21 protein-coding genes and 1 pseudogene are annotated in these 21,651 nt (G+C 37.6%); 12 read left to right on the forward strand and 10 right to left on the reverse strand.

Translation table 11 applies throughout. The features are described 5' to 3' along the window. Window positions 1-94: 94 nt before the first annotated feature. Both JCM15092_RS01525 and xerD read right to left on the reverse strand, forming a co-directional pair. Entirely contained in the window at window positions 95-1,771 is a 1,677-nt protein-coding gene (locus JCM15092_RS01525) for a tetratricopeptide repeat protein (RefSeq protein ID WP_024993115.1), read from the reverse strand. A 151-nt stretch (window positions 1,772-1,922) separates the two neighbouring features. Then, the gene (gene xerD / locus JCM15092_RS01530; protein ID WP_024993116.1) at window positions 1,923-2,855 is read right to left on the reverse strand and encodes a site-specific tyrosine recombinase XerD; all 933 of its coding nucleotides are present in this window, start codon (window positions 2,853-2,855) and stop codon (window positions 1,923-1,925) included. A gap of 66 nt (window positions 2,856-2,921) precedes the next feature. Between xerD and aroQ the strand changes: the two genes are divergently transcribed. The 5 genes from aroQ to JCM15092_RS01555 are packed head-to-tail and all read left to right on the forward strand — an operon-like array spanning window position 2,922 to window position 7,068. Beyond that, on the forward strand, window positions 2,922-3,350 hold the full coding sequence (gene aroQ, locus JCM15092_RS01535) for a type II 3-dehydroquinate dehydratase (protein WP_024993117.1): 429 nt from the start codon (window positions 2,922-2,924) through the stop codon (window positions 3,348-3,350). A gap of 21 nt (window positions 3,351-3,371) precedes the next feature. Further along, a complete protein-coding gene (gene pyk, locus JCM15092_RS01540) occupies window positions 3,372-4,835 on the forward strand; it encodes a pyruvate kinase (RefSeq protein ID WP_024993118.1) in 1,464 nt (487 codons plus the stop codon). Window positions 4,836-4,838: 3 nt separating this feature from the next. Further along, entirely contained in the window at window positions 4,839-5,477 is a 639-nt protein-coding gene (locus tag JCM15092_RS01545) for an O-methyltransferase (RefSeq protein ID WP_024993119.1), read from the forward strand. Window positions 5,478-5,488: 11 nt separating this feature from the next. Further along, window positions 5,489-5,824, forward strand: coding sequence for a 30S ribosome-binding factor RbfA (gene rbfA, locus JCM15092_RS01550; RefSeq protein WP_024993120.1), 336 nt, complete (start codon window positions 5,489-5,491; stop codon window positions 5,822-5,824). Window positions 5,825-5,832: 8 nt separating this feature from the next. After that, window positions 5,833-7,068, forward strand: a complete 1,236-nt coding sequence (locus tag JCM15092_RS01555; protein ID WP_024993121.1) for an FtsX-like permease family protein — start codon at window positions 5,833-5,835, stop codon at window positions 7,066-7,068. Here JCM15092_RS01555 and JCM15092_RS01560 read toward each other — a convergent pair whose 3' ends face one another. The 8 genes and pseudogenes from JCM15092_RS01560 to ribD all read right to left on the reverse strand — a co-directional run bounded on the left by JCM15092_RS01560 (window position 7,069) and on the right by ribD (window position 15,970). Next, window positions 7,069-7,944, reverse strand: coding sequence for a pyridoxamine kinase (locus JCM15092_RS01560; RefSeq protein WP_024993122.1), 876 nt, complete (start codon window positions 7,942-7,944; stop codon window positions 7,069-7,071). A 39-nt stretch (window positions 7,945-7,983) separates the two neighbouring features. Continuing rightward, the gene (gene murI / locus JCM15092_RS01565; protein WP_024993123.1) at window positions 7,984-8,817 is read right to left on the reverse strand and encodes a glutamate racemase; all 834 of its coding nucleotides are present in this window, start codon (window positions 8,815-8,817) and stop codon (window positions 7,984-7,986) included. Window positions 8,818-8,907: 90 nt separating this feature from the next. Next, entirely contained in the window at window positions 8,908-9,411 is a 504-nt protein-coding gene (locus JCM15092_RS01570) for an OmpH/Skp family outer membrane protein (RefSeq protein WP_024993124.1), read from the reverse strand. Window positions 9,412-9,478: 67 nt separating this feature from the next. Further along, complete coding sequence (locus JCM15092_RS01575) at window positions 9,479-9,994, reverse strand: OmpH/Skp family outer membrane protein (protein ID WP_024993125.1); 516 nt, start codon at window positions 9,992-9,994, stop codon at window positions 9,479-9,481. 13 nt (window positions 9,995-10,007) lie between these two features. Continuing rightward, window positions 10,008-12,650 carry an outer membrane protein assembly factor BamA gene (gene bamA, locus JCM15092_RS01580; protein WP_024993126.1) on the reverse strand — a complete coding sequence of 881 codons (2,643 nt, stop codon included), beginning with the start codon at window positions 12,648-12,650 and terminating at the stop codon, window positions 10,008-10,010. A gap of 10 nt (window positions 12,651-12,660) precedes the next feature. Continuing rightward, window positions 12,661-13,391 (reverse strand): annotated as a pseudogene (locus JCM15092_RS16755) (isoprenyl transferase). 14 nt (window positions 13,392-13,405) lie between these two features. Next, window positions 13,406-14,794 (reverse strand): BamI family beta-barrel-assembly machinery protein, encoded by a 1,389-nt coding sequence (gene bamI / locus JCM15092_RS01585; RefSeq protein WP_024993127.1) that lies wholly within the window; start codon window positions 14,792-14,794, stop codon window positions 13,406-13,408. 138 nt (window positions 14,795-14,932) lie between these two features. Further along, entirely contained in the window at window positions 14,933-15,970 is a 1,038-nt protein-coding gene (ribD, locus tag JCM15092_RS01590; RefSeq protein WP_024993128.1) for a bifunctional diaminohydroxyphosphoribosylaminopyrimidine deaminase/5-amino-6-(5-phosphoribosylamino)uracil reductase RibD, read from the reverse strand. A 45-nt stretch (window positions 15,971-16,015) separates the two neighbouring features. Here ribD and prmC point away from each other — a divergent pair, with 45 nt between their 5' ends. From prmC to JCM15092_RS01625, 7 genes are all read left to right on the forward strand, one after another. Then, complete coding sequence (gene prmC, locus JCM15092_RS01595; RefSeq protein WP_024993129.1) at window positions 16,016-16,852, forward strand: peptide chain release factor N(5)-glutamine methyltransferase; 837 nt, start codon at window positions 16,016-16,018, stop codon at window positions 16,850-16,852. Then, a complete protein-coding gene (locus JCM15092_RS01600) occupies window positions 16,849-17,331 on the forward strand; it encodes a regulatory protein RecX (protein WP_024993130.1) in 483 nt (160 codons plus the stop codon). Before prmC ends, JCM15092_RS01600 begins: the two co-directional genes overlap by 4 nt. Continuing rightward, window positions 17,312-18,004, forward strand: a complete 693-nt coding sequence (locus JCM15092_RS01605) for a ComF family protein (protein WP_024993131.1) — start codon at window positions 17,312-17,314, stop codon at window positions 18,002-18,004. The genes JCM15092_RS01600 and JCM15092_RS01605 overlap by 20 nt, the downstream gene beginning before the upstream one ends. A 98-nt stretch (window positions 18,005-18,102) precedes the next feature. Continuing rightward, window positions 18,103-18,741, forward strand: coding sequence for an orotate phosphoribosyltransferase (pyrE, locus tag JCM15092_RS01610; RefSeq protein ID WP_024993132.1), 639 nt, complete (start codon window positions 18,103-18,105; stop codon window positions 18,739-18,741). An 87-nt stretch (window positions 18,742-18,828) separates the two neighbouring features. Continuing rightward, window positions 18,829-19,251: an SRPBCC family protein gene (locus tag JCM15092_RS01615; RefSeq protein ID WP_024993133.1), complete on the forward strand. Its 423-nt coding sequence runs from the start codon at window positions 18,829-18,831 to the stop codon at window positions 19,249-19,251. 4 nt (window positions 19,252-19,255) lie between these two features. Next, window positions 19,256-20,596: an argininosuccinate lyase gene (gene argH, locus JCM15092_RS01620; RefSeq protein ID WP_024993134.1), complete on the forward strand. Its 1,341-nt coding sequence runs from the start codon at window positions 19,256-19,258 to the stop codon at window positions 20,594-20,596. A gap of 4 nt (window positions 20,597-20,600) precedes the next feature. Continuing rightward, complete coding sequence (locus JCM15092_RS01625; RefSeq protein ID WP_024993135.1) at window positions 20,601-21,590, forward strand: aldo/keto reductase; 990 nt, start codon at window positions 20,601-20,603, stop codon at window positions 21,588-21,590. Window positions 21,591-21,651: the final 61 nt, after the last annotated feature.

The raw sequence follows: 21,651 nt of genomic DNA on the forward strand, positions 1-21,651 counted from the left end.
TAATGTGACCTCTTTATATGATTAAAAAAGAAAAGCGGAAGACTTTTAAAGTCTTCCGCTTATAACTTATATAGATAAAGTTTATTCTATATTATTACTTGATAGAGCTTGCAAATTTAGCAAATTCGCGATCGCTAGCAGCTTTTACAGCCATTGTAGGATCTTTTGCAATTGCACTCTTAATGCTGCTGCTTACCAAAGAAGCATTGTTAGTTCTAGCACCAACGATAGCCATTAAGTAATCAGTCATAGCATCTGGATTCTTTATTGCAGAAAGAGTTGATTTTGCCTTGTTGTAATCCTTAGCAAGAATCTGAGCCTGAGCAGCACTGTTTGTTTTAACGTCGCCAAAAGCAGCAACAGCTCTGTCATACTGACCTTGTTTGATGTAAAGGTTACCAAGAGCTTCGTTAACAGCGCTAGCGCCATTAGCTTTACCAAGAAGAGCCTCTGCTTCAGATACGTTACCTTTAGCCAATTGGCAAAGAGCCAAGTTAGCATTTACCTCAGGAGCGTCTGCTTTGATAGAAGCAGCTTTCTTAAGGAATGATTCAGCTTTCTTTACATCACCTGCAGAGAATGCTAATTCACCAAGGTTGTTATATGCGCGGTAATCATTAGGGTAAAGTTCTGTTGTCTTAGTGAAGATAGCCTCTTTACGAGCGTTGTCATCAGTAAGAGTAGCAGCATAAAGTAATTCTTCTACGCTCAATACTTTAGCATCATTGTTAAATGCTTCGTTGATTTCAGCATCGCTACGTCCGATAATATCGTAGTTAGCAGTTAAGCGTGAACGACGAAGTTGAGGAAGGATCTCATCTGCAAGGTTCTTGTAAACAGAAGAGATATTCTTTATTTCAGCTTCTCTCTGTTCTGGTTCAGAATACATAGAAAGAACACGAAGGATCAAGTCTTTATCCTGGAGGTTAGATTTAGAAACTAATTCTTTGAAACCTTCCCAGTCCTGAGCAGTATATTTAGCATCAACGTTAGTCTCAACTTTGCTCTTCTTCAACTGTTTCTTAAGAAATTTCTCAGTGTTGCTCTGACGATCTTCAGCTAAGTTTGTGTTAAGTTTAACACCACCATCAGGAGATGCATAAGAAGAGATCTCAATATTGTTCAACTGGAAGTTCTTAGTGTCAGCGTTAACCTCTTTAACTTTATTCTGGAAATCTTTCATCTCAGCTGAGCTAAGCTGATTAGCACGAAGGTTAGCCTGCTGTATCAAGAACATGATTTTAGCCTCTTGAGCCTGCTTGATTATACGTTGGAAAGCGTCGCTTGAAAGTGAAGCATTAGAACTACCGACTGTTGCAAGTTCAGATGTCGCTATAACACCGTCTGCAATTTTTACAGAAGGGATAGTATAAGTTTTGCTACCTCTTGTAATCTTAAAGTCAAGATATAACTCAGAGTTTGCCATTTCAGGAACATAGTCGAAAGATGCTTTCATTGTATAATCTCCACCCATCTTATATGAGATAGTCTTACCGTTTCCTTCAACTTTTTCACCCTGGAATAGTGCCGACTGGCCTTTAGCTTCTCCGCCTTTCCATCTTAGAACTGGAGTAACCTCTACAGTTGCGTTTTTCTTCATGTACTTTTCAGGGAATTTTCCATTAATTGTAACTGGAACTTTACCTCCAACTGCTTCAAGTACTTCAGGATTTGTCGTAAAATAATCAGACGACAATTCTCCCATTTTGCTGCAAGATGATAGTGCAACTACCAATAAAGCCACTAGTGGCAAATACAACTTTTTAATCATAACTACTTTTATTGTTAAATATTTATAGGTTTTTTTAGATAAAGTGCTCTTTTTGTGAATTTAATCTATTACAAAGATAGAAAAAACTAAGTTATACGATAAGAAAGTGAATATATTTTTAAGAATTAAGATAAAATTTAGAAAGAAATAACTATTTATTCTTTTCTTTTTCTCTGTATTCAATGTTTCTAGGGTGATGTTCAATAATCTCGCTCCTCAGCATATTCTTATCTATATGTGTATAAATCTCTGTCGTTCCGATACTTTCATGTCCCAACATACATTGTATGGCTCGTAAGTTTGCTCCCCCTTCCAGCAGGTGAGTAGCAAAAGAGTGGCGGAAAGTGTGTGGACTTATTGTCTTGGTAAGATTTATTCTTTCTGCAAGTTCTTTGATAATATGGAAGACCATTATTCTGGATATGTTTTTCCCAAACTTGCTGATAAAGAGATAATCTTCATATTCTTTCTTAATATTAAAACCATATCTTTCTTGCAGATAGTAGTTAATTTCCTTTATAGCTCTTTTTGATATTGGGACTAACCTCTGCTTACTTCCTTTTCCCTCTACCTTTATAAATCCCTCATTAAAGTATAGGTCGGATATTTTCAGGGTGCAAAGTTCTGTTACTCGGAGTCCACAGCTATATAGAGTCTCCAAAATAGCACTGTTTCGCAATCCCTCTCTAGTGCTCTTATCTATGCACCCTATAAGGTTGTCTATCTCTTCAAGAGATAGTACTTGAGGAAGGTGTTTTCCCATTTTGGGGAACTCCAACAGTTCTGTTGGATCTTTGTCTAGATAATCCTCTATAATAAGATAGTGGTAGAAGGATTTTATGCCAGAGAGTATCCTAGCCTGAGAGCGTGCACCTATGCCGATGTCGCGTAATCCTGCAGCGAAATTTTCAAGATTTTCTAGGGAAACGTCTAAAAAAGAGATATTTTCAATTTTCAGAAAAGAGAGAAGTTTATCCAAATCGCTTAGATAAGCTTCTATCGTATTGTTAGATAAAGCCTTCTCTAATAATAGATATTGTCTGTACTTCGCTAATATATTGAAAGTTTTATCTTTACTTATCATTTCTTTTTCATAACTTTGTACCCCAAATATAGTGCTATTTTTTATAATAAAAAACGATAATATAAAATGAAAATACAAATTATCAATGGCCCAAACATCAATTTATTAGGTAAGCGTGAACCTTCTATTTATGGGAATGTTTCATTTGATGATTATCTTGTAGAGTTGAAGAATTCCTATCCGGAGTATCAAATTGATTATTTCCAATCAAACATTGAGGGAGAGATGATTGATAAAATTCAGGAGGTTGGATTCGACTATGATCTTATTGTAATGAATGCAGGCGCTTATACACACACTTCTATAGCTTTACAAGACGCTATCAGGGCAATAAAGGCGCCGACTATTGAAGTCCACATCTCTAATGTTCATTCTAGAGAGGAATTTAGACACAAATCAATGATAGCTTCTGCTTGTCTGGGGGTAATCTGTGGTTTTGGATTAGATTCATATAGATTGGCTATAGAAGGTGGAATGAGTAATATAAACAGATAAAAAGAAAAAGGTAAAAAGATTATGATGTTGAAACAGACAAAAATTGTTGCTTCTATTTCAGACCAACGTTGTGAGGTGGAATTTATCAGAGAACTTTTTGAGGCAGGAATGAATGTAGTCAGAATGAATACGGCTCATGCTTCTAGAGAAGGTTTTGACAAATTGATTGACAACGTACGCACCGTGTCCAACAGAATTGGTATTTTAATGGATACTAAAGGACCTGAGGTCCGTACTACAGCATTAGCTGACGGACAACCTATACCTTATGTCACTGGAGAAACCGTGAAGATTTTTGGTGATCCAACAAAAGAGACAACTAAAGAAAATATATATGTATCATATCCAGGATTCGTTAATGACCTTAAAGTTGATGGCGATGTCCTTATTGACGATGGTGATCTTGAACTAAAAGTCATAGATAAGACAGATGAATATCTGTTATGCCGCGTCATGAATGATGCAACTCTTGGAAACAAGAAGAGTGTGAACGTACCAGGTGTACGTATCAACTTGCCTTCACTCACTGAAAAAGATAAAAACAACATTCTTTACGCTATCGAGAAAAACATTGATTTCATTGCTCACTCTTTCGTACGTAATCGCCAGGATGTTGAAGACATTAAAGCAATTCTTGATGCTCATAACAGTGACATCAGAATTATTGCTAAGATTGAGAACCAGGAGGGAGTTGATAACATCGACGAGATTCTTGAGGTGGCTGATGGCATTATGGTTGCTCGTGGTGACCTTGGTATTGAGGTTCCACAAGAGAGGATTCCAGGAATACAGCGTATACTTATTAAAAAGAGTATTCTTGCTAAAAAACCTGTTATCGTTGCTACCCAGATGCTTCACACAATGATTAACAACCCTCGTCCTACAAGAGCTGAGGTTACAGATATTGCCAATGCAATATACTACCGTACTGATGCTCTAATGCTTAGTGGTGAAACTGCATATGGAAAGTATCCTGTTGAGGCTGTTAAGACAATGGCTAAAATTACTGCTCAGGCAGAGAAAGATAAACTTTCGGAAAATGACATCCACATCCCATTGGATGATAGCTCAAACGACGTTACTGCATTTTTGGCTAAACAGGCTGTTAAATCAACAAGTAAGTTGAATATCCGTGCTATTATAACAGATAGCTTTAGTGGACGTACTGCAAGAAACATTGCTGCTTTCCGTGGTAAATATCCTGTACTTGCTATATGCTACAAGGAGAAAACAATGCGTCATCTTGCTCTTTCTTATGGTGTAGATGCTATCTACATGCCTGAAGCTGCAAATGGTCAGGAGTACTACTTCGCTGCATTAAGAAAACTTCTCAACGATGGAGTTCTTAATGAAAATGAAATGGTGGCATACTTAAGTAGTGGTAAAGAAGGTACTAATACATCTTTCCTCGAGATAAATGTCGTTGGTGATGTATTGAAATATGCAGGCGACTATGTGTTGCCAAACCGCAACAGATATCTTTAATCTATGAAAGAGACAGATGCTATTGACAAATATATAACTGATCACATTGATAAAGAGCCTGAATATTTGAAGGCTCTTTATCGTGATACAAATGTCAAACTACTTAGGCCAAGGATGGCATCTGGTCATTTGCAAGGACGTATGCTCAAGATGTTTGTCCGGATGATAAAGCCCAAGAATATATTAGAGATAGGCACATATAGCGGATATTCTGCACTATGTATGGCTGAAGGCTTGGAAGATGATGGAAAAATATATACGTTTGAGATAAATGATGAGCAGGAAGATTTTACACGACCTTGGTTCGATAACTCTGCTTATAAAGAGAAGATAAAGTTTTATATAGGTGATGCATTGGATCTTGTACCAAAAATAGATGTGGCATTCGATTTGGCTTTCATTGATGGTGACAAGAGAAAATACATTGAGTATTTCGAGATGGTCATGAAGAAGCTTAATCCAGGCGGTTATATTATCGCTGATAATACATTATGGGATGGTCATGTTATTGAAGAACCAAATAGCAATGATTATCAAACTATAGGTATAAAACAATTTAATGATATGATATCTGATGATGAGAGGGTTGAAAAGGTGATTTTACCTTTACGTGATGGCCTGACAATTATCAGAAAAAAATAAAATTTTTAATTATGGAAACAACCAGACAAAATAAAGTATCTCGCCTTATCCAAAAGGAGTTGAGTGAGATTTTCTTGTTGCAGACAAAATCGATGCATGGTGTATTGGTTTCTGTTAGTGCTGTAAGAATAAGTCCGGATATGAGCATAGCAAGAGTTTATCTTAGTGTTTTCCCTTCAGAAAGAGCTGCAGAGATTGTTAAGAACACTAACGATAATATGAAATCTGTACGCTATGATTTAGGAGTAAGAGTACGTCATCAATTACGTATCATACCCGAACTTAAGTTTTTTGTTGACGATTCTCTCGACTATGTTGACAGAATTGATGAACTTTTAAAAAAATAGAGACATAAGTGAACTTTCCCTTTTATATAGCAAAGCGCTATCTATTATCTAAGAAATCACACAACGCTATAAATGTAATCTCAGCTATCTCGGTATGCGGGGTTGCACTAGCTACTATTGCGCTGATATGCACCCTCTCAGTATTCAATGGGTTTCATGACATGGTAGCTACGCTTTTTACTGCTTTCGATCCGGAAATTAAAATTACCTCGGTAAGAGGTAAGGTGTTTGATGGCAACGATAATAAGATACTTTCAATATCGAAACTGCCTGAAGTAGAGACATACTCAGCCTCTTTGGAAGAGAATGTGATGGCCCAGTACAAAGACAGACAGATTATGGTAACCTTAAAGGGCGTTGAGGATAATTTTGAAAAGCTCAACTCTATAGATAGCATACTTGTAGGAAGGGGAAAATTTATAGTTCATGATACTCTAGCTAATTATGTGGTGCCTGGAGTTGAGATTATCTCAGCTCTGAATTCCGGCATACGTTTTCTTGATCCTTTGACCATATATGCACCAAAGCGTGGTGAGAAAATTAATATGGCTAATCCGGCATCAAGTTTCAACTCTGATGATCTTTACTCAAGTGGTCTTGCTTTTGCTGTAAATCAGAGCAAGTATGATTCATCTTACATGCTTACATCAATTGACTTTGTTAGAAGACTTTATGGATACAACAATGAGGTTAGCTCTATAGAACTTAAACTGAAGAATCCTGAGGATATAGATGAGGTGAAAGATAAGATCAAATCAATTATTGGTCCCGACTACAACGTACTTGATAGATACGAGCAGCAAGCAGATACATTTAGGATAATGAAGATTGAAAAGTTACTTTCGTATGTCTTCCTCACCTTTATCCTTATGATTGCCTGCTTTAATGTCATAGGATCTCTATCTATGCTTATAATAGATAAGAAGAAAGATGTCATTACTCTCCGCAATCTAGGTGCAGACGATAAGTCAATAATAAAGATTTTCCTTTTTGAGGGTTCACTTATAACTTTGGTGGGAGCAACTGTAGGCGTAATTCTGGGTGTCACTCTATGTATCATACAACAGGAGTTTGGCATTATATCACTGGGTGATTCAAATTCCCTTGGTTCATTTGTAGTCGACGCCTATCCTGTCAGCATGCACGTTACCGATGTTGTATTGGTATTCTTTACAGTCCTAATAATAGGAATAGCATGTGTATGGTATCCGGTGAGATACTTCGGTAAAAGAATTCTTCAGTAATTATATTAACTCGTAGCTGCTGTTCTGAATAGGCATATCAAGGTTGTGCAGTACCTTCTCAAGTAAAATGCCGTCACGATTATCATACTCATATCCGAAAGTAGCACGTATTCCCTGAAGAATAAACTGTGTGGCTCTGTCAAGAGCGATAGGTAAGCTGTCACCTTGCATTATTGAACCTGTGACAACACTCGTAAAAGCATCTCCGGTACCTGGGTAGTGTGCCGGTAGGTATGCACATGTAACTTTCCAGTATTTATCTCCTTTTCTGTTATATGCATAAACAGATGTTTTATGTGGATCATCCTTTACCGGAACGCTTGTTATAATAACTACTTCTGGCCCTTTCTCTGAAAGTATACGAAGATACTCTTTCAACTCAGTATCACTGTTGTCGGCCTTATATGGCTTGTCAAGAAGGAAGAATATCTCTGTTAGGTTAGGGGTGATTACATCAGCCTTACTAATAAGAGTTCTCATTTCTGTTATCATAGAGCTGTTGAAGTTTGCATAAAGCTTTCCATTATCACCTAACACCGGGTCGATTATAACCAAGGTATCATCCTTACGGAAGTCATCTATGAAGTTGGATACTATATGTATCTGTCTAGGAGAACCAAGGTATCCGGTGTATATTGCGTCGAATGAGGCTCCTAATCTCTTCCACTCGTCAATAATAACAGGCATTTCGTCTGTAAGATCATGGAAAGAAAAGGTAGGATATTGAGTGTGACTGGATAATACAGCAGTAGGAAGTGGACAAACTTGAAATCCCATAGATGAAAGGATGGGGATTACAACAGTCAGCGAAACCCTTCCCATGCCTGATAGGTCGTGTATAGCTGCAACTTTCTTTACGTTATTAGAATATACCATGATTCTCAATATTAAATAACAACTTAATGCCTCTCTCTCTTACTTAAGGATGATTGACTCTACATCAATTTTCGTATCTTTTATGAATACGGCAGCCGATTCCTTGAACTTTTCAACACTCTCTGTTGTAAGGAATGTTGTTGCTCCTCCCTTAGTACATCTCTCTTCCATATCAGCATGCCTTATAAAGTAATCCTTAAGACTCTTTGCCACAAAGTTTCCCTGAGTTATAAGTTCAATATTGGCAGGTGTATATTTTCTTATTTTATCAATAAGGAGAGGGTAGTGTGTGCATCCCAAAATTATAGAGTCAATCTTAGAATCTTTCTCCATAAGAGCATAAATATATTTCTTTACAAAGTAGTCTGCTCCATCCGATTCAAACTCGTTGTTCTCAATTAGTGGCACCCACATAGGGCATGCTATTCCGCTAACTGTAATATCAGGGAAGAGTTTATTAATCTCAAGAAGATATGATTGAGAGTCTATAGTACCTCTGGTGGCAACTATACCCACATGTCTTGATTTGGTTATATCTCCTATCATTTCTACAGTAGGGCGAATTACTCCTAATACCCTTCTAGTCGGATCAATATTTGGGAGATCATTCTGCTGTATTGAGCGCAGTGCTTTTGCAGATGCAGTATTACATCCTAAGATTACAAGTTGGCAACCCATATCAAATAGCTTTTTTACGGATTGAAGTGTGAACTCGTAAACAATCTCAAATGAGCGGTTACCATATGGTGCTCTTGCATTATCACCTAAATAGAGATAATCGTATTCAGGCATCAGCCTACGTATTGAAGTGAGTATCGTAAGACCTCCATAGCCGGAGTCGAAAATACCTATAGGACCTCTGTTTTCTTTCATATCTATAATAAAACAGAAACGGATTACTTCGGAGTTAAGGAGTATTCCTAAACAACCGGAGTAATCCGTTCAATGAGATAATATCTTTAATTATTTAAGACCTAGTTTAGCCTTTACTTGAGCAGTAACATCTGAAGTAAGAGTGTCGCTCATATAAGGGATATCAGTTCTATTAGTATCGAAGATAAATGTGTAACCACCTGCTACACCAACAGCTTTAATGGCATCTTCAACCTTCTTGTAGATTGGTTCCATCATCGTAGCATATGATTTCTGAAGTTGCTGTTGTGCATCTTGTTGAAACTGCATACCTTTCTCGCTTAGGTCCTGAAGTTCTTTCTGACGTCTGTCTTGAATGTTCTTAGGCAAGTTAGCTTGTTCCTGCTGGAATTCAGTATATTTTTTAGTGAACTCTTCGTTAGCACGCTTGATTTCATCTTCGTACTGTTTCTGCATAGCTTGAATATCTGTTTGTGCTTTTGTATATTCTGGCATTACAGTGACAATATCCATAGATTTGATGTGACCGAATTTCTGCGCAAATACGCTCATAGGAGCGATAAGTAAAAGTAATAAAGCGATTTTCTTAAACATAATACTGTATTTTATTAATTATTCTATTTCTGTTATTGATAATTATAGTGATTGCAAATGTATAAAATTAATTTGAATATCCTAATTGAGACAAAACTTCATTGCTAATATCAATTTTAGGAGATGCAAATATTATATTGTTATTAGATGCTCTGTCAAGTATCATATAATATCCTTTTCTCTCGGCAATAGACTTAACAGCCTGATATATGCTATTATCCAATGGAGCTATAAGGCTCTCTCTCATTTTATACATCTCACCTTCCGGTCCGAAGTATTGTTTCTTCAACTCGGCTACCTCTTTCTCCTTTGCTAGTATTTCAGCCTCCTTCTGGCTTCTAATAGAAGCAGAGGTTTTTGATGCCTGTTTTTGATAATTCTCATATAGAGCCTTAGCTTGATTGCTCTTAGCCTCAATCTCTTTCTGATACTGTTGAGAAGCCTGATTCATCTTCTCATTTGCCTGTTGATAAGCTGGAATCTGTTTTGTGATATATTCCATATCAATAAGAGCGTATTGCTGAGCGTTTGCTTTAAATGCAACACAAAATAGTACAAGAGTAAAAAATAAAAATTTCTTCATAATAAACTTAAATTTAGAATTCTTGTCCCAGGATGAAGTGGAATTGGCTACCACTGTACTGGCTGGAACCACCAATCTTATCGAAACCATATGCCCAGTCAATACCCATCATACCAATCATTGGTAGGAATATTCTCACACCTAAACCGGCAGAGCGTTTAAGGCTGAATGGGTTAAAGTTACCTACATTGTTCCAAGCATTACCACCTTCAACAAATCCAAGTGCATAAATACTTGTTGAGTTCTCCAGCATAAGTGGGTATCTGAGCTCTGCGCCAAGTCTTGCGTAAGCATATCCTTCACTACCGTAAGGAGTAAGCGAGCCGTTCTCATATCCGCGAAGAGCGATAGTCTCAGAAGCATAGCTTGTGCTATAACCTGTCATACCGTCACCACCCATATAGAATGTCTCGAAAGGAGATTTAACATACTTGTTGTAATGACCTAAGATACCAAACTCTGCTCTAGTCATAATAACAGGACATTTGTTGCCGCCTGAAAGAGCTGTATATGTTTTAAGTTTAAATTTCCATTTATGATATTCAATCCAGTTGTAGATACTTGCTGCATCTTTGTAGTTGTCCTTACCATATGTAGCATAGTCTTTCTTTGAGAACAGAGAATATGGAGGAGTGAACTGTACAGAAGCTGTCAACTCAGATCCACGACGTGGGAATATAGGGTTATCACTAGAGTTACGTCCTAATGTAAACGACATACTCAAGTTGTTACAGTTACCTGTAGACATATACTCACCATTGTTAAGACGGATATATAGATAACTCCAATCTTTAAGAACAAATCTCTGGTAAGAGAGTTCAGCTGAGAGAGTGAAGTAGTCATCAGGCCATCTCAAACGTTTACCCCAACCAATAGAAGCACCATACATCTTGATTGATTTGTCAGGGTCATAATATGAATCGTAGTTGTAGTTGTTTCCGTAATAGTTACCATATCCACCATAGAGTGAGTTATAGTAGTTGTTCATATAAGCAGAGTTATAATAGTTGCTGCTTATATCTGACTGTACTGAATAGAATGCAGATACAGAGAATGAATTAGGACGTTTACCTCCGAACCAAGGGTCGAAGAAAGAGACGCTATATGATTGATAATAGCTACCGTTTGTCTGGCCACTGATAGTAAGTGTCTGTCCGTCACCTTGAGGAAGGAATCCTCTGTAGTTATCACTCTTATGGAATAAGTTTGCCATAGAGAAGTTGGTGAACTTAAGACTTAACTTACCGATAACACCTGTTTGTCCCCAACCTGCAGAGAACTCAACTTGGTCGTTTGCTTTTGATTCAAGATCCCAGTTGATATCTACTGTACCATTAGTGTAGTCTGGTTGTACATCGGGTTTAATATTTTCAGGGTTAAAGTGTCCCATCTGAGCAATCTCACGGTAAGAACGCTCAAGAGCCTCCTTACTGAACAAGTCGCCTGGTTTTGTTCTAAGTTCACGGCGTACTACATTTTCATATAGACGGTCGTTACCATTAATTCTAACTTTGCTGATTGTTGCCTGGAAGCCCTCCTCAACACGCATTTCAAGGTCGATAGAGTCTCCGTCTATGTTAACCTCAACAGGATCTATACCTGCTACTATATAACCTTGGTTATAGTAGAAGTTACCTATCGCATCTTCATCACCTGTCAAACGTTCGTGGAGAAGTTTCTGGTTGTATACATCACCCTTCTTCATTCTCAACTGTTGATTCATCCAATCTGAAGAGTATAGTTTGTTACCTACCCAAGTCACATTGCGAAGGTAATACTTACTTCCTTCATCTATTTTCATGTAGATATCGACAGTATTTTCGTCGAAAGGGTATACGCTGTCTACTACAATCTGTGCGTCTCGGTAACCAAGTTCGTTATATTTGTCGATGATATTCTGTTTATCTTCTTCGTATTTATCGTTGATGAATTTCTTTGTCTTGAAGATGTTAAGGAGCTTATTCTTCTCGTTTGTCTTCTTCATTGTGCTCTTAATCTTCTTTGCTGTGAGTGCAGAGTTTCCTTCAATAGTGATTTTGTGAACTTTTACCTTCTCTTTCTTATCAACATCGATAAGAACGTTAACCATCTCTTTGTTATCAGGAATATCTTTCTCAATAATTCTTACATCTGCATTTTTGAAACCTTTATCATCAAAATGTCTCTTGATAAGTAGCTTTGCTCTGTCAATAAGGTTTGGAGTAATCTGGCTACCTTTAACAAGACCTAACTTAGTTTCCAAATCCTCTTTTTCACTCTTTTTGACACCGTTATAACGTATCTCTGCAATACGTGGACGTTGTTTAAGCTTTATGTTTAGATATATCTTATTGCCTACAATCTTCTCAGCTACAATCTGCACATCCGAGAACAGCCCGTGTCTCCAATAGCGTTTTATGGCAGATGTTATATCATCACCAGGTACAGTTATAGTCTGCCCCACTGCCAGTCCAGAAAGACCTATAAGGACATAGTCTTCATAGTTCTTGACACCTTCTACCTTTATACCGCCAATCTCATATTTTTTTGGCGTACCTGAGTATAGAATTACCGGGTTGTTATTCTCTTCGGCATTAATGTCCTGAGCATTGCTGCTATTTGTAAAGCAGAACAGGCAAGTTAGCGTAAGTAATATTTTTAAAAAACGATATTGCATCTTTAAAACTTTATAATTGTTCACTCGTTTTGCCATAACGGCGTTCTCTTTGTTGATAATCACATATTGCTTTGTAAAACTCTTCCTCTTTGAAATCGGGCCAATAAGTGTTACAGAAATATAGCTCTGAATAGCACTTTGCCATAGAAGGTAGTTGCTAAGTCTGAACTCTCCACCAGTCCTTATCAATAAATCAGGGTCAGACATGTATGATGTGGCAAGATGTTGTGATATTGTTTCATCAGTAATCTCTTCCGGCAACATTTCGCCTTGTTTTATTTTTTCTCCAATCTGTCTTACAGCTTCAGTCATTTCCCATCTAGATGAGTAGCTTACTGCAAGAGTAAGGTACATTCCTTTATTAATAGATGTATTATATTCACATCTTTCAAGTCTTTCACGTACCTCAACAGGAAGTTTCTCTCTTTCACCTATGATTTTAAAACAAATATCATTTTTCATGAAAGTTTGCTCTTCGATAGAGTCCATAAGCAGGCTCATCAATGCAGTCACCTCATCGGTAGGCCTATTCCAGTTTTCAGTGGAGAATGTATATAGAGTAAGATATTTTATTCCAATTAGAGAAGCCGCTTCAGCAACAATATGGACAGTCTCAGCACCTGCCTGATGGCCCATGCTTCTTTCCATACCTCTTTGCTTAGCCCATCTACCGTTGCCATCCATAATTATAGCAACGTGCTTAGGTAGCCTATTTATGTCTATTTGCTCCTTATAATGCATTTTATCTTGACACTTTATTTAAAGCCCAATTTATTGATTCTTCCTTTCCAAACTTCATTTGAGTTACTGAATATTATCCAGATGAAGTTATTACTATCTACAGTGCAAGAGTAGTGACCTCCGGCATTCTGGTATAGTGTTGCAAAAGATGTAGGGAATTTAACCAGACTAGATATTGATTTCCAGTTTGCACCATTGTTGTTTGATATATAGAAATTGCTGAACGGTTTCTTTGTCCCATTCTGGCTCTTTCCACCAAAAGCATATAGCGCATCATTGTAATGTATCATGGTTATATTCTCAAGATTTGGGCAATAGTAACCATTATTGTTGTATGTATATTCCACCCAACTATTTTCAGTACTCAGTTTTCCCCATGCGTTATTTACAGAGTCATTTGTAGCACTGTTATTTCCCATTGCAAGTTTTCTATAAATAGAACTGTTGTGAGTGCTGGTAATAGCAGCATATGAGAGATTCTCTGTAGGGAAGTTTGCACTTACCTCATTACCCTCAGTCCAGGTTACTCCATCAGGAGTATCAACAAATCTGTTGTTAGTGCTTATTGCCGAAAGTGAAGCTACAGAAGCGGATTCATAATAGTTTGCGACAAGAGCTTTCAGCAGAGGAGCTCCGCTTACTGCCTGCCATGTATTTCCGTCATTGCTCACGTATAGAGTGTTTGAAGCAAGGATGTATAGTTTCTCTCCCCAAACCATAAGTGATGAGATGTCTACACCTGTCAATGGAATCTCTGTTGGAGTAGTCCAACTCTTTCCATCAGTCATAGATGTTGAGGTCATCATTGCCTTATCTGCTATATTGCATGCAATCAATATATTGTTTTTGAAGAATACTGATTTTTGTTTCTGGACATTAGTTGCAACGATGTTACTTCCAAGTTTTGACCATGTAAGTGAATCCGGAACCTGCTTGTGAACATTGATCTGGGTAGTATATGCATGTCCCAATGTATTGTTCAGTGCAAGAACCTTCATCTGTATAGGGCTCTCAAAGTTGATAGAGTCAGTAGAAACCCAAAGACTATCTTTGTTTGACTCTTTCTGATTTACAATTATTATATAGTTTGAATCAGATGTAATGTTAACTACAACTCTGCTTACATCTGTGCCTACAGGTAAGGAGTCAACATTATATATGAGCCTTCTATTCTGGTCTATAACAAAAGGATACTCGCTTCCAGTAACAGTAACAGTAATTGTAGTGTCTTTGCCGCTTGAAGTTTTAGAAGTATATTTTGTCTCTATGTCATTAATTGAAAAAGCTGTAATACTTGCATTTGGGCTTAGCTCTATGGTTTCTTCATCTTTATTTAAGCATGAAGTAGTAGCAATTGCTGTAATTATCAGACTGCAAAATACAGCCAATGTCTTTATTTTCATTTGTAAAAGAATCTTTTGTTACAAGTCGCAAAAGTAGAAAGATTTTTCTCTTATTTGAACTTTTATGGTAAGTTTTATATTAATTTATAGATAGAATCCCATTTTTTGTAGCTATATTAGGGAATATTATAGAGGTAATTATCTATTTGTGAGATGTATAATTTCTCTATTAAAACGCCTCATATTCTCTCTTTTGTTAAATTTCTTTATCTCTGGAGCCTTCACTCCATCATTAATTACTAAGTCCGAAATCTCAATAAATGCTTCGTCCCATAAGTCCTTGTCTATGAAAGATTGAAGTAGAATTGCTCCGCCCTCAATAATTACTGACTCTAACTTCTCATTATAGAGTATATCCAATATCTGCGGAATAACCTCTGAGTTAAAATCTATCTTCTTCAACGTCAGTCCGTTGCTATCGCCGTCTTTTATCGAATTGAAAACGATTGTATTTACTTTTCCATCAAAGAGATGCAACTCTTTTGGAAGTGCAAGTTTTCTATCTATCACTATTCGTGTTGGGTTCTTACCATACCAGTCTCTTGTAGAAAGAGTTGGGTTGTCCAGTCTGGCAGTGTTAGTACCCACCATGATAGCCATATTTTCGCTCCTATATTTGTGTACAAGCATCCTGGTGAGATCAGAAGAAATCTTAACCGGTTCTCCGCTTTCTCTTTTTATGTCAATAAAGCCATCGGCCGATTGTGCCCACTTGAGCGTTATATATGGTCTCTTCTGAGTGTTGAAGAGGATAAATTTCTTATTTAAATCAAGGCACTCCCTTTCCAGTACTCCCCATTTAACATCTACACCTGCATCTGTCAGTTTCTTTATGCCTCTTCCTGAAACTAATGGGAATGGATCTTTACAACCTATTATAACTCTTGGTATCTTTTTGCTGATAATAAGGTCGGCACAAGGAGGAGTCTTACCATAATGAGAGCATGGCTCAAGGCTTACATAGATTGTCGAATTCTCAAGTTTTTGTTGCTCTTTTACGGAACTTATGGCGTTAACCTCAGCATGTGGACCACCATACTTTATATGATATCCCTCACCGATAATCTTACCATCGCATACAATCACTGCTCCAACCATAGGGTTAGGCGATACGTTACATCTGCCGTTCTTTGCAAGCTGTATGCATCTTGCCATATATTTTTCGTCAATTGTCATTCCAATCTTTTTTCTTATTACTTTTGTGTAAGATATATGAATAAAATGAATCCAATATTTTTCTATATTAAAGATAAGCTCAAGGACCTCTATCAAGAGCGAGAATTGTCGTCAATAATCAAAATAATATTGACCGACATCTTTTCTATGTCAACGATAGAAATCTATGGAGACAAAGATAAAATTTTTTCATCAAAAGAGATGGCCGAGCTAGATGTTATTATCGAGCGCCTAAAGAAAAATGAGCCAATACAATATATACTTGGTTATGAGATATTTTATGGTCTGAAATATAAAGTTACTGAAAATGTCCTTATTCCTCGTCCCGAGACAGCTGAGCTGGTGAAGTGGATTATAAGTTATTCTGAAGGTAAAAGTGGTAAGATAATTGACATAGGTACAGGAAGTGGTTGTATAGCAATTTCACTTGCCGCCAATATTCCTGGAGTATCGGTTGAGGGATGGGATATATCTCAGGAGGCACTTAATGTTGCATCATATAATGCTAAGTTGAACAATGTTGATGTGACTTTTAGAAATGTAGATATCCTCTCTTTCTCATCCGATGGTGAGAAGTATGATGTCATAGTAAGCAATCCACCATATATCACCGAGGCAGAGAAGGATGATATGCAGAGCAATGTTCTTGAATGGGAACCATTTACGGCACTGTTTGTTAATAATAGTGATCCTCTGCTCTTCTATCGTAAAATTGCCCAAGTTGGTATAGACTCTTTATTGCCCGACGGTAGCATTTATTTTGAGATAAACAGAAGTTTCTTCAAAGAGATTGTTGCGATGCTTGAGGAGTATGGCTATAGAGATATAGAGGTGAGAAAAGATTGCTTCGGAAATGAACGAATGGTCAAGGCGAGGTTATGAAGAGAGAATATAGTAAAGAGGAGCTGCTGAATAAGGCTGAGGCCTACTGCAGTGCTGCTGAACGTTGTATAAGTGAGGTTCAGAAGAAAATAACTCTGTGGGGTGGTGAACTCTATTGCAACGAGATTTTATCAAGACTGATATCCGATAAGTTTATTGATGAAACGAGATTTGCCAAGGCATTTGTCCGCGATAAATATAGATTCAATAAATGGGGTAGTAATAAAATTGTGCAAGCTCTGAAACTTAAAAGAATATCCTCGGATGATATTCAAGCCGGGCTATCGGAGATTGATGATGATAATTATGATGAAAATATAGTATCACTTATTGCTGCTAAGCGTAAAAGTGTGAAAGGTAAGAGTGAATACGAATGCAATGCTAAAATTATAAGATATGCTTTGTCAAAAGGCTACGATATGAAATCAATAATGAAACATATTAAGTGTGATGGCCTTGATGAAAACTTTTCTGACTGATGTTTGCGACTTCCTATTTCCGCGAGCTTGTTGTATATGCGGGAACAGTCTGCTACATGATGAGAAATACTGCTGTACTTCTTGTCTGATGGCTCTGCCTAGGACTAATCTTCACCTTATCGAAAATAACGAGATCGAGAAGAATTTCTGGGGAAAGATAAATCTCAAAAGAGCAACCTCTTTTCTTTACTATTCAAAAGGTGGCGATGTACGGCAACTACTCTACGAACTGAAATATCATGGCAATAAATATATTGGTGAGTTCTTAGGTAGGGTAATGGCTAGTGAACTCATTGACTCGGGCTTTTTTGATGGAATAGATTGCATAGTCCCCGTGCCTTTACATAAGAAAAAGTTACATAAGAGAGGTTACAATCAGAGCGAGTGGCTCTGTAAGGGGATATCTCAGGTTACCTCTATTCCGATAAGAAAAGATATTATCCGTAGAGTCAGCCAGACAGAGACTCAGACACATAAAGGTATGTACGAGAGATGGAGTAATGTTAATCAAGCTTTTCAAGGAGAAGATGTCTCCTCTCTGAATAATCTTCATATACTTATTGTAGATGATGTTCTTACTACTGGTGCAACTATAGTTTCTTGCTGTGACTCTTTTAAAGATATTAAATCTATACAAATCAGCGTCCTTACCCTTGCAATTGCTACTGAATGATGAATAAATTGCTTAATTTTAAAAAATAAGAAATATATTCCCGAGAATTTCAATCTATTTGTCTAACTTTGCATTGCATGATAAATTAAGATTAAGTTATGAGGACGCTAGAAAAGTTATTCGCAGAAAAGTTGCTGAAAATCAAATCGATTAAGTTACAACCAACAAACCCATTTACCTGGGCTTCGGGATGGAAATCACCTTTCTATTGCGATAATCGCAAGACTCTTTCATACCCTGCTCTACGTAATTTTGTGAAGATTGAAATTTGCCGTACTATTATGGAAAGATTTGGTCAGGTAGACGCTATCGCAGGTGTTGCTACAGGAGCTATTCCTCAAGGAGCATTAGTTGCTGAGGAGTTAAATCTGCCATTTGTATATGTTCGTTCTACTCCAAAAGACCATGGACTTGAGAACTTGATTGAAGGAGAGCTTCGTCCGGGAATGAAAGTAGTGGTTATTGAAGACCTTATTTCAACAGGTGGAAGCAGTTTGAAGGCTGTTGAGGCTATTCGTAGAGATGGTTGTGAGGTGATAGGAATGGTTGCATCTTTTACATATGGTTTCCCTGTAGCTATTGAGGCTTTCAAAGATGCTAAGGTTAATCTTGTAACATTGACAAACTATGAAGCTGTGCTTGAAGTCGCTTTGAAGACAGGATATATCGATGAAGATGATATTCCAGTACTTGATGCATGGAGAAAAGATCCTTCACATTGGGAACCAGGAAAATAAGAATTTTATTCAAATAGATAACTTAAGGACTTATCGGGAACAAAAGTTTCCGAAAAGTTCTTTTTTTGTTTTAGTTAAGTATATTTTATGACAAAATTTGAAAGTAGCGTAAAGCATGTTGCTTATTCTCAGGAGCAAGTATACAATAAATTATCCGACCTAAACAACTTGTCGTCTGTTAAGGAACGTCTTGATCAAGTTAAGGACCAGGTAGGTGATAAGTTGAAAGATATTCAGTTTGATCAGGATTCTATCACATTAAATGTGCAGGGGATGAATGTTACACTGAAAGTTGTTGAGAGGGAGCCTATGAAATGTATTAAGTTCGAGGGTGACAAGACTCCTATACCGGTTAATTTGTGGATACAGATTCTTCCTGATGGAGAAAACGCTAAGCTTAAGGTGACTATCGGTGCCGAACTAAACATCTTTATCAAGAAGATGGCTGAGAAACCTCTAACAGAGGGTGCTGAGAAGATTGCCGAAATGTTGTCAATGATTAAATATTAATATTATGGCTCAGAAACTTTGGGAAAAGAGTGTTCAAGTAAACGAGAACATTGATCGGTTCACTGTAGGACACGACAGAGAATTGGACCTCTATTTATCAAAACATGATGTTTTAGGTTCAATGGCACATATTACCATGCTCGAAAGTATTGGTCTGCTTGAGGCAGGCGAACTGAAGGTTCTTCTTGCAGAGCTGAAAAACATCTACAAGAGAGCAGAGAATGGTGATTTCGTTATCGAGGATGGTATCGAAGATGTACATTCTCAGGTGGAACTTATGCTTACACGCAAACTTGGTGATGTAGGTAAAAAGATCCATAGTGGTCGTTCTCGTAATGATCAGGTCCTTCTTGACCTCAAGCTCTTTACTCGCGAACAGATAAAAGATATAGCAAAAGATGTTGAACATCTTTTCAATGTTCTCATCTCCCAAAGTAATAAATACAAGGATGTGTTGATGCCGGGATATACACATCTTCAGATAGCTATGCCTTCATCTTTCGGACTCTGGTTCGGTGCTTATGCCGAGAGTCTTGTAGATGATATGTTGTTCCTTCATGCTGCATATAAGATGTGCAACAAGAATCCACTTGGATCGGCAGCAGGATATGGCTCGTCATTCCCTTTGAACAGAACGATGACAACAGAACTTCTTGGATTCGACTCATTGAACTACAATGTGGTTTATGCTCAGATGGGTAGAGGTAAGATGGAACGTAACGTAGCATTTGCTCTCGCATCTATAGCTGGAACAATATCTAAGTTAGCATTCGATGCATGTATGTTCAGCAGCCAGAACTTCGGATTTGTTAAGTTGCCTGATGAGTGTACAACAGGTTCCAGCATTATGCCTCATAAGAAGAACCCTGATGTGTTCGAACTTACACGTGCTAAATGCAATAAGATACAGTCTCTTCCACAGCAGATAATGATGATTATGAACAATCTCCCTTCAGGTTACTTCCGTGATCTTCAGATTATAAAAGAGGTATTCCTTCCTGCTTTCAAGGAGATTAAGGACTGCATTGAGATGACAACCTATATCATTGATAAGATAAAGGTTAACGAACATATCCTTGATGATGATCGTTATCTATATATCTTCAGTGTTGAGGAAGTTAACCGTCTTGCCAGTGAGGGAATGCCTTTCCGTGATGCCTATAAAAAGGTGGGATTGGATATAGAAGCCGGCAAGTTTACTCACAACAAAGAGGTTCATCATACTCACGAAGGTAGTGTAGGCAATCTTTGCAATGACAAGATTCAGGAGATGATGGGCGATGTTGTTAAGAACTTCGAATTCGACAAGGTTGAAAGAGCTGAGAAAGAACTTTTAAACAGATAATACTATGGAATATCTTCCCGATTCATCACGTTATGAAAAGATGCAGTACAGATACTGCGGTAATAGCGGCATTTTGCTCCCTATTATTTCATTGGGACTATGGCATAACTTTGGTAGTGTTGATAATTTCGACACAGCTACAGATATGATAAAATGCGCTTTCGATAGTGGAATTACACATTTCGACCTTGCGAATAACTATGGCCCTGTGCCGGGAAGTGCCGAAGAGAACTTCGGGAAGATTATCAAAAAAGATTTCTCTGCTTATCGTGATGAGATGATAATATCATCTAAAGCCGGTCATGACATGTGGGCAGGCCCTTATGGTGGCAATAGCTCCAGGAAAAATCTTATGGCAAGCATAGATCAGAGTCTGAAACGTACAGGACTCGATTACTTCGATATATTCTATTCACATCGTTATGATGAAGTGACTCCTGTCGAAGAGACCATACAGACACTTATTGACATTGTTAAATGTGGAAAGGCTCTCTATGCAGGAATCTCTAAATACCCACCCGAAAAGGCAGCTATAGCTTATAAGATGATGAAAGAAGCTGGTGTACCATGTCTCATAAGTCAGTACAAATATAATATGTTCGATAGGGAGGTAGAGGAGGCTACACTTCAGTTGGCTGCAGATAATGGCTCAGGCTTTATAGCTTTCTCACCATTAGCTCAAGGTATGCTGACTAATAAATATCTCCATGGCATTCCGGAAAACTCACGCGCTGCAAAGAGCACAGGTTTCTTAAAGAGAGAGCAGGTTACCGATGATAAGGTAGAGAAGGCTCGTAAACTCAGTGCTATTGCAGATAGGAGAGGACAGACTCTTGCAGAGATGGCTCTTGCATGGGTTCTCAACGATAGCAGGATGACCTCTGTGATAATTGGTGCAAGTTCTGTGAGCCAACTTAAAGATAATTTAGCAACACTGCGTAATCTCCACTTCTCACAAGAGGAGCTTGCAGAGATAGCTGCAATATTGAATTGAGATATTCTCAATAGTGCAAGAATATAGAATTTAGGCTTCTCCAAAAGCATTTATTTAGAGA

It is taken from the genome of Phocaeicola paurosaccharolyticus JCM 15092, assembly GCF_000613805.1.
GTDB classification, from domain to species: Bacteria; Bacteroidota; Bacteroidia; order Bacteroidales; family Bacteroidaceae; genus Phocaeicola; species Phocaeicola paurosaccharolyticus.

Excerpts from the sequence above, each read along its gene's own strand:
- pyrE (WP_024993132.1), top strand. The coding sequence starts at position 18,103 with ATGAGGACGCTAGAAAAGTTATTCGCAGAAAAGTTGCTGAAAATCAAA.
- rbfA (WP_024993120.1), top strand. The coding sequence starts at position 5,489 with ATGGAAACAACCAGACAAAATAAAGTATCTCGCCTTATCCAAAAGGAG.
- JCM15092_RS01545 (WP_024993119.1), top strand. The coding sequence starts at position 4,839 with ATGAAAGAGACAGATGCTATTGACAAATATATAACTGATCACATTGAT.
- JCM15092_RS01600 (WP_024993130.1), top strand. The coding sequence starts at position 16,849 with ATGAAGAGAGAATATAGTAAAGAGGAGCTGCTGAATAAGGCTGAGGCC.
- xerD (WP_024993116.1), bottom strand. The coding sequence starts at position 2,855 with ATGATAAGTAAAGATAAAACTTTCAATATATTAGCGAAGTACAGACAA.
- JCM15092_RS01575 (WP_024993125.1), bottom strand. The coding sequence starts at position 9,994 with ATGAAGAAATTTTTATTTTTTACTCTTGTACTATTTTGTGTTGCATTT.
- bamI (WP_024993127.1), bottom strand. The coding sequence starts at position 14,794 with ATGAAAATAAAGACATTGGCTGTATTTTGCAGTCTGATAATTACAGCA.
- prmC (WP_024993129.1), top strand. The coding sequence starts at position 16,016 with ATGAATCCAATATTTTTCTATATTAAAGATAAGCTCAAGGACCTCTAT.
- JCM15092_RS01560 (WP_024993122.1), bottom strand. The coding sequence starts at position 7,944 with ATGGTATATTCTAATAACGTAAAGAAAGTTGCAGCTATACACGACCTA.
- ribD (WP_024993128.1), bottom strand. The coding sequence starts at position 15,970 with ATGACAATTGACGAAAAATATATGGCAAGATGCATACAGCTTGCAAAG.
- JCM15092_RS01570 (WP_024993124.1), bottom strand. The coding sequence starts at position 9,411 with ATGTTTAAGAAAATCGCTTTATTACTTTTACTTATCGCTCCTATGAGC.
- pyk (WP_024993118.1), top strand. The coding sequence starts at position 3,372 with ATGATGTTGAAACAGACAAAAATTGTTGCTTCTATTTCAGACCAACGT.
- JCM15092_RS01525 (WP_024993115.1), bottom strand. The coding sequence starts at position 1,771 with ATGATTAAAAAGTTGTATTTGCCACTAGTGGCTTTATTGGTAGTTGCA.
- bamA (WP_024993126.1), bottom strand. The coding sequence starts at position 12,650 with ATGCAATATCGTTTTTTAAAAATATTACTTACGCTAACTTGCCTGTTC.
- JCM15092_RS01615 (WP_024993133.1), top strand. The coding sequence starts at position 18,829 with ATGACAAAATTTGAAAGTAGCGTAAAGCATGTTGCTTATTCTCAGGAG.
- argH (WP_024993134.1), top strand. The coding sequence starts at position 19,256 with ATGGCTCAGAAACTTTGGGAAAAGAGTGTTCAAGTAAACGAGAACATT.
- JCM15092_RS01605 (WP_024993131.1), top strand. The coding sequence starts at position 17,312 with ATGAAAACTTTTCTGACTGATGTTTGCGACTTCCTATTTCCGCGAGCT.
- aroQ (WP_024993117.1), top strand. The coding sequence starts at position 2,922 with ATGAAAATACAAATTATCAATGGCCCAAACATCAATTTATTAGGTAAG.
- murI (WP_024993123.1), bottom strand. The coding sequence starts at position 8,817 with ATGAAAGAAAACAGAGGTCCTATAGGTATTTTCGACTCCGGCTATGGA.
- JCM15092_RS01625 (WP_024993135.1), top strand. The coding sequence starts at position 20,601 with ATGGAATATCTTCCCGATTCATCACGTTATGAAAAGATGCAGTACAGA.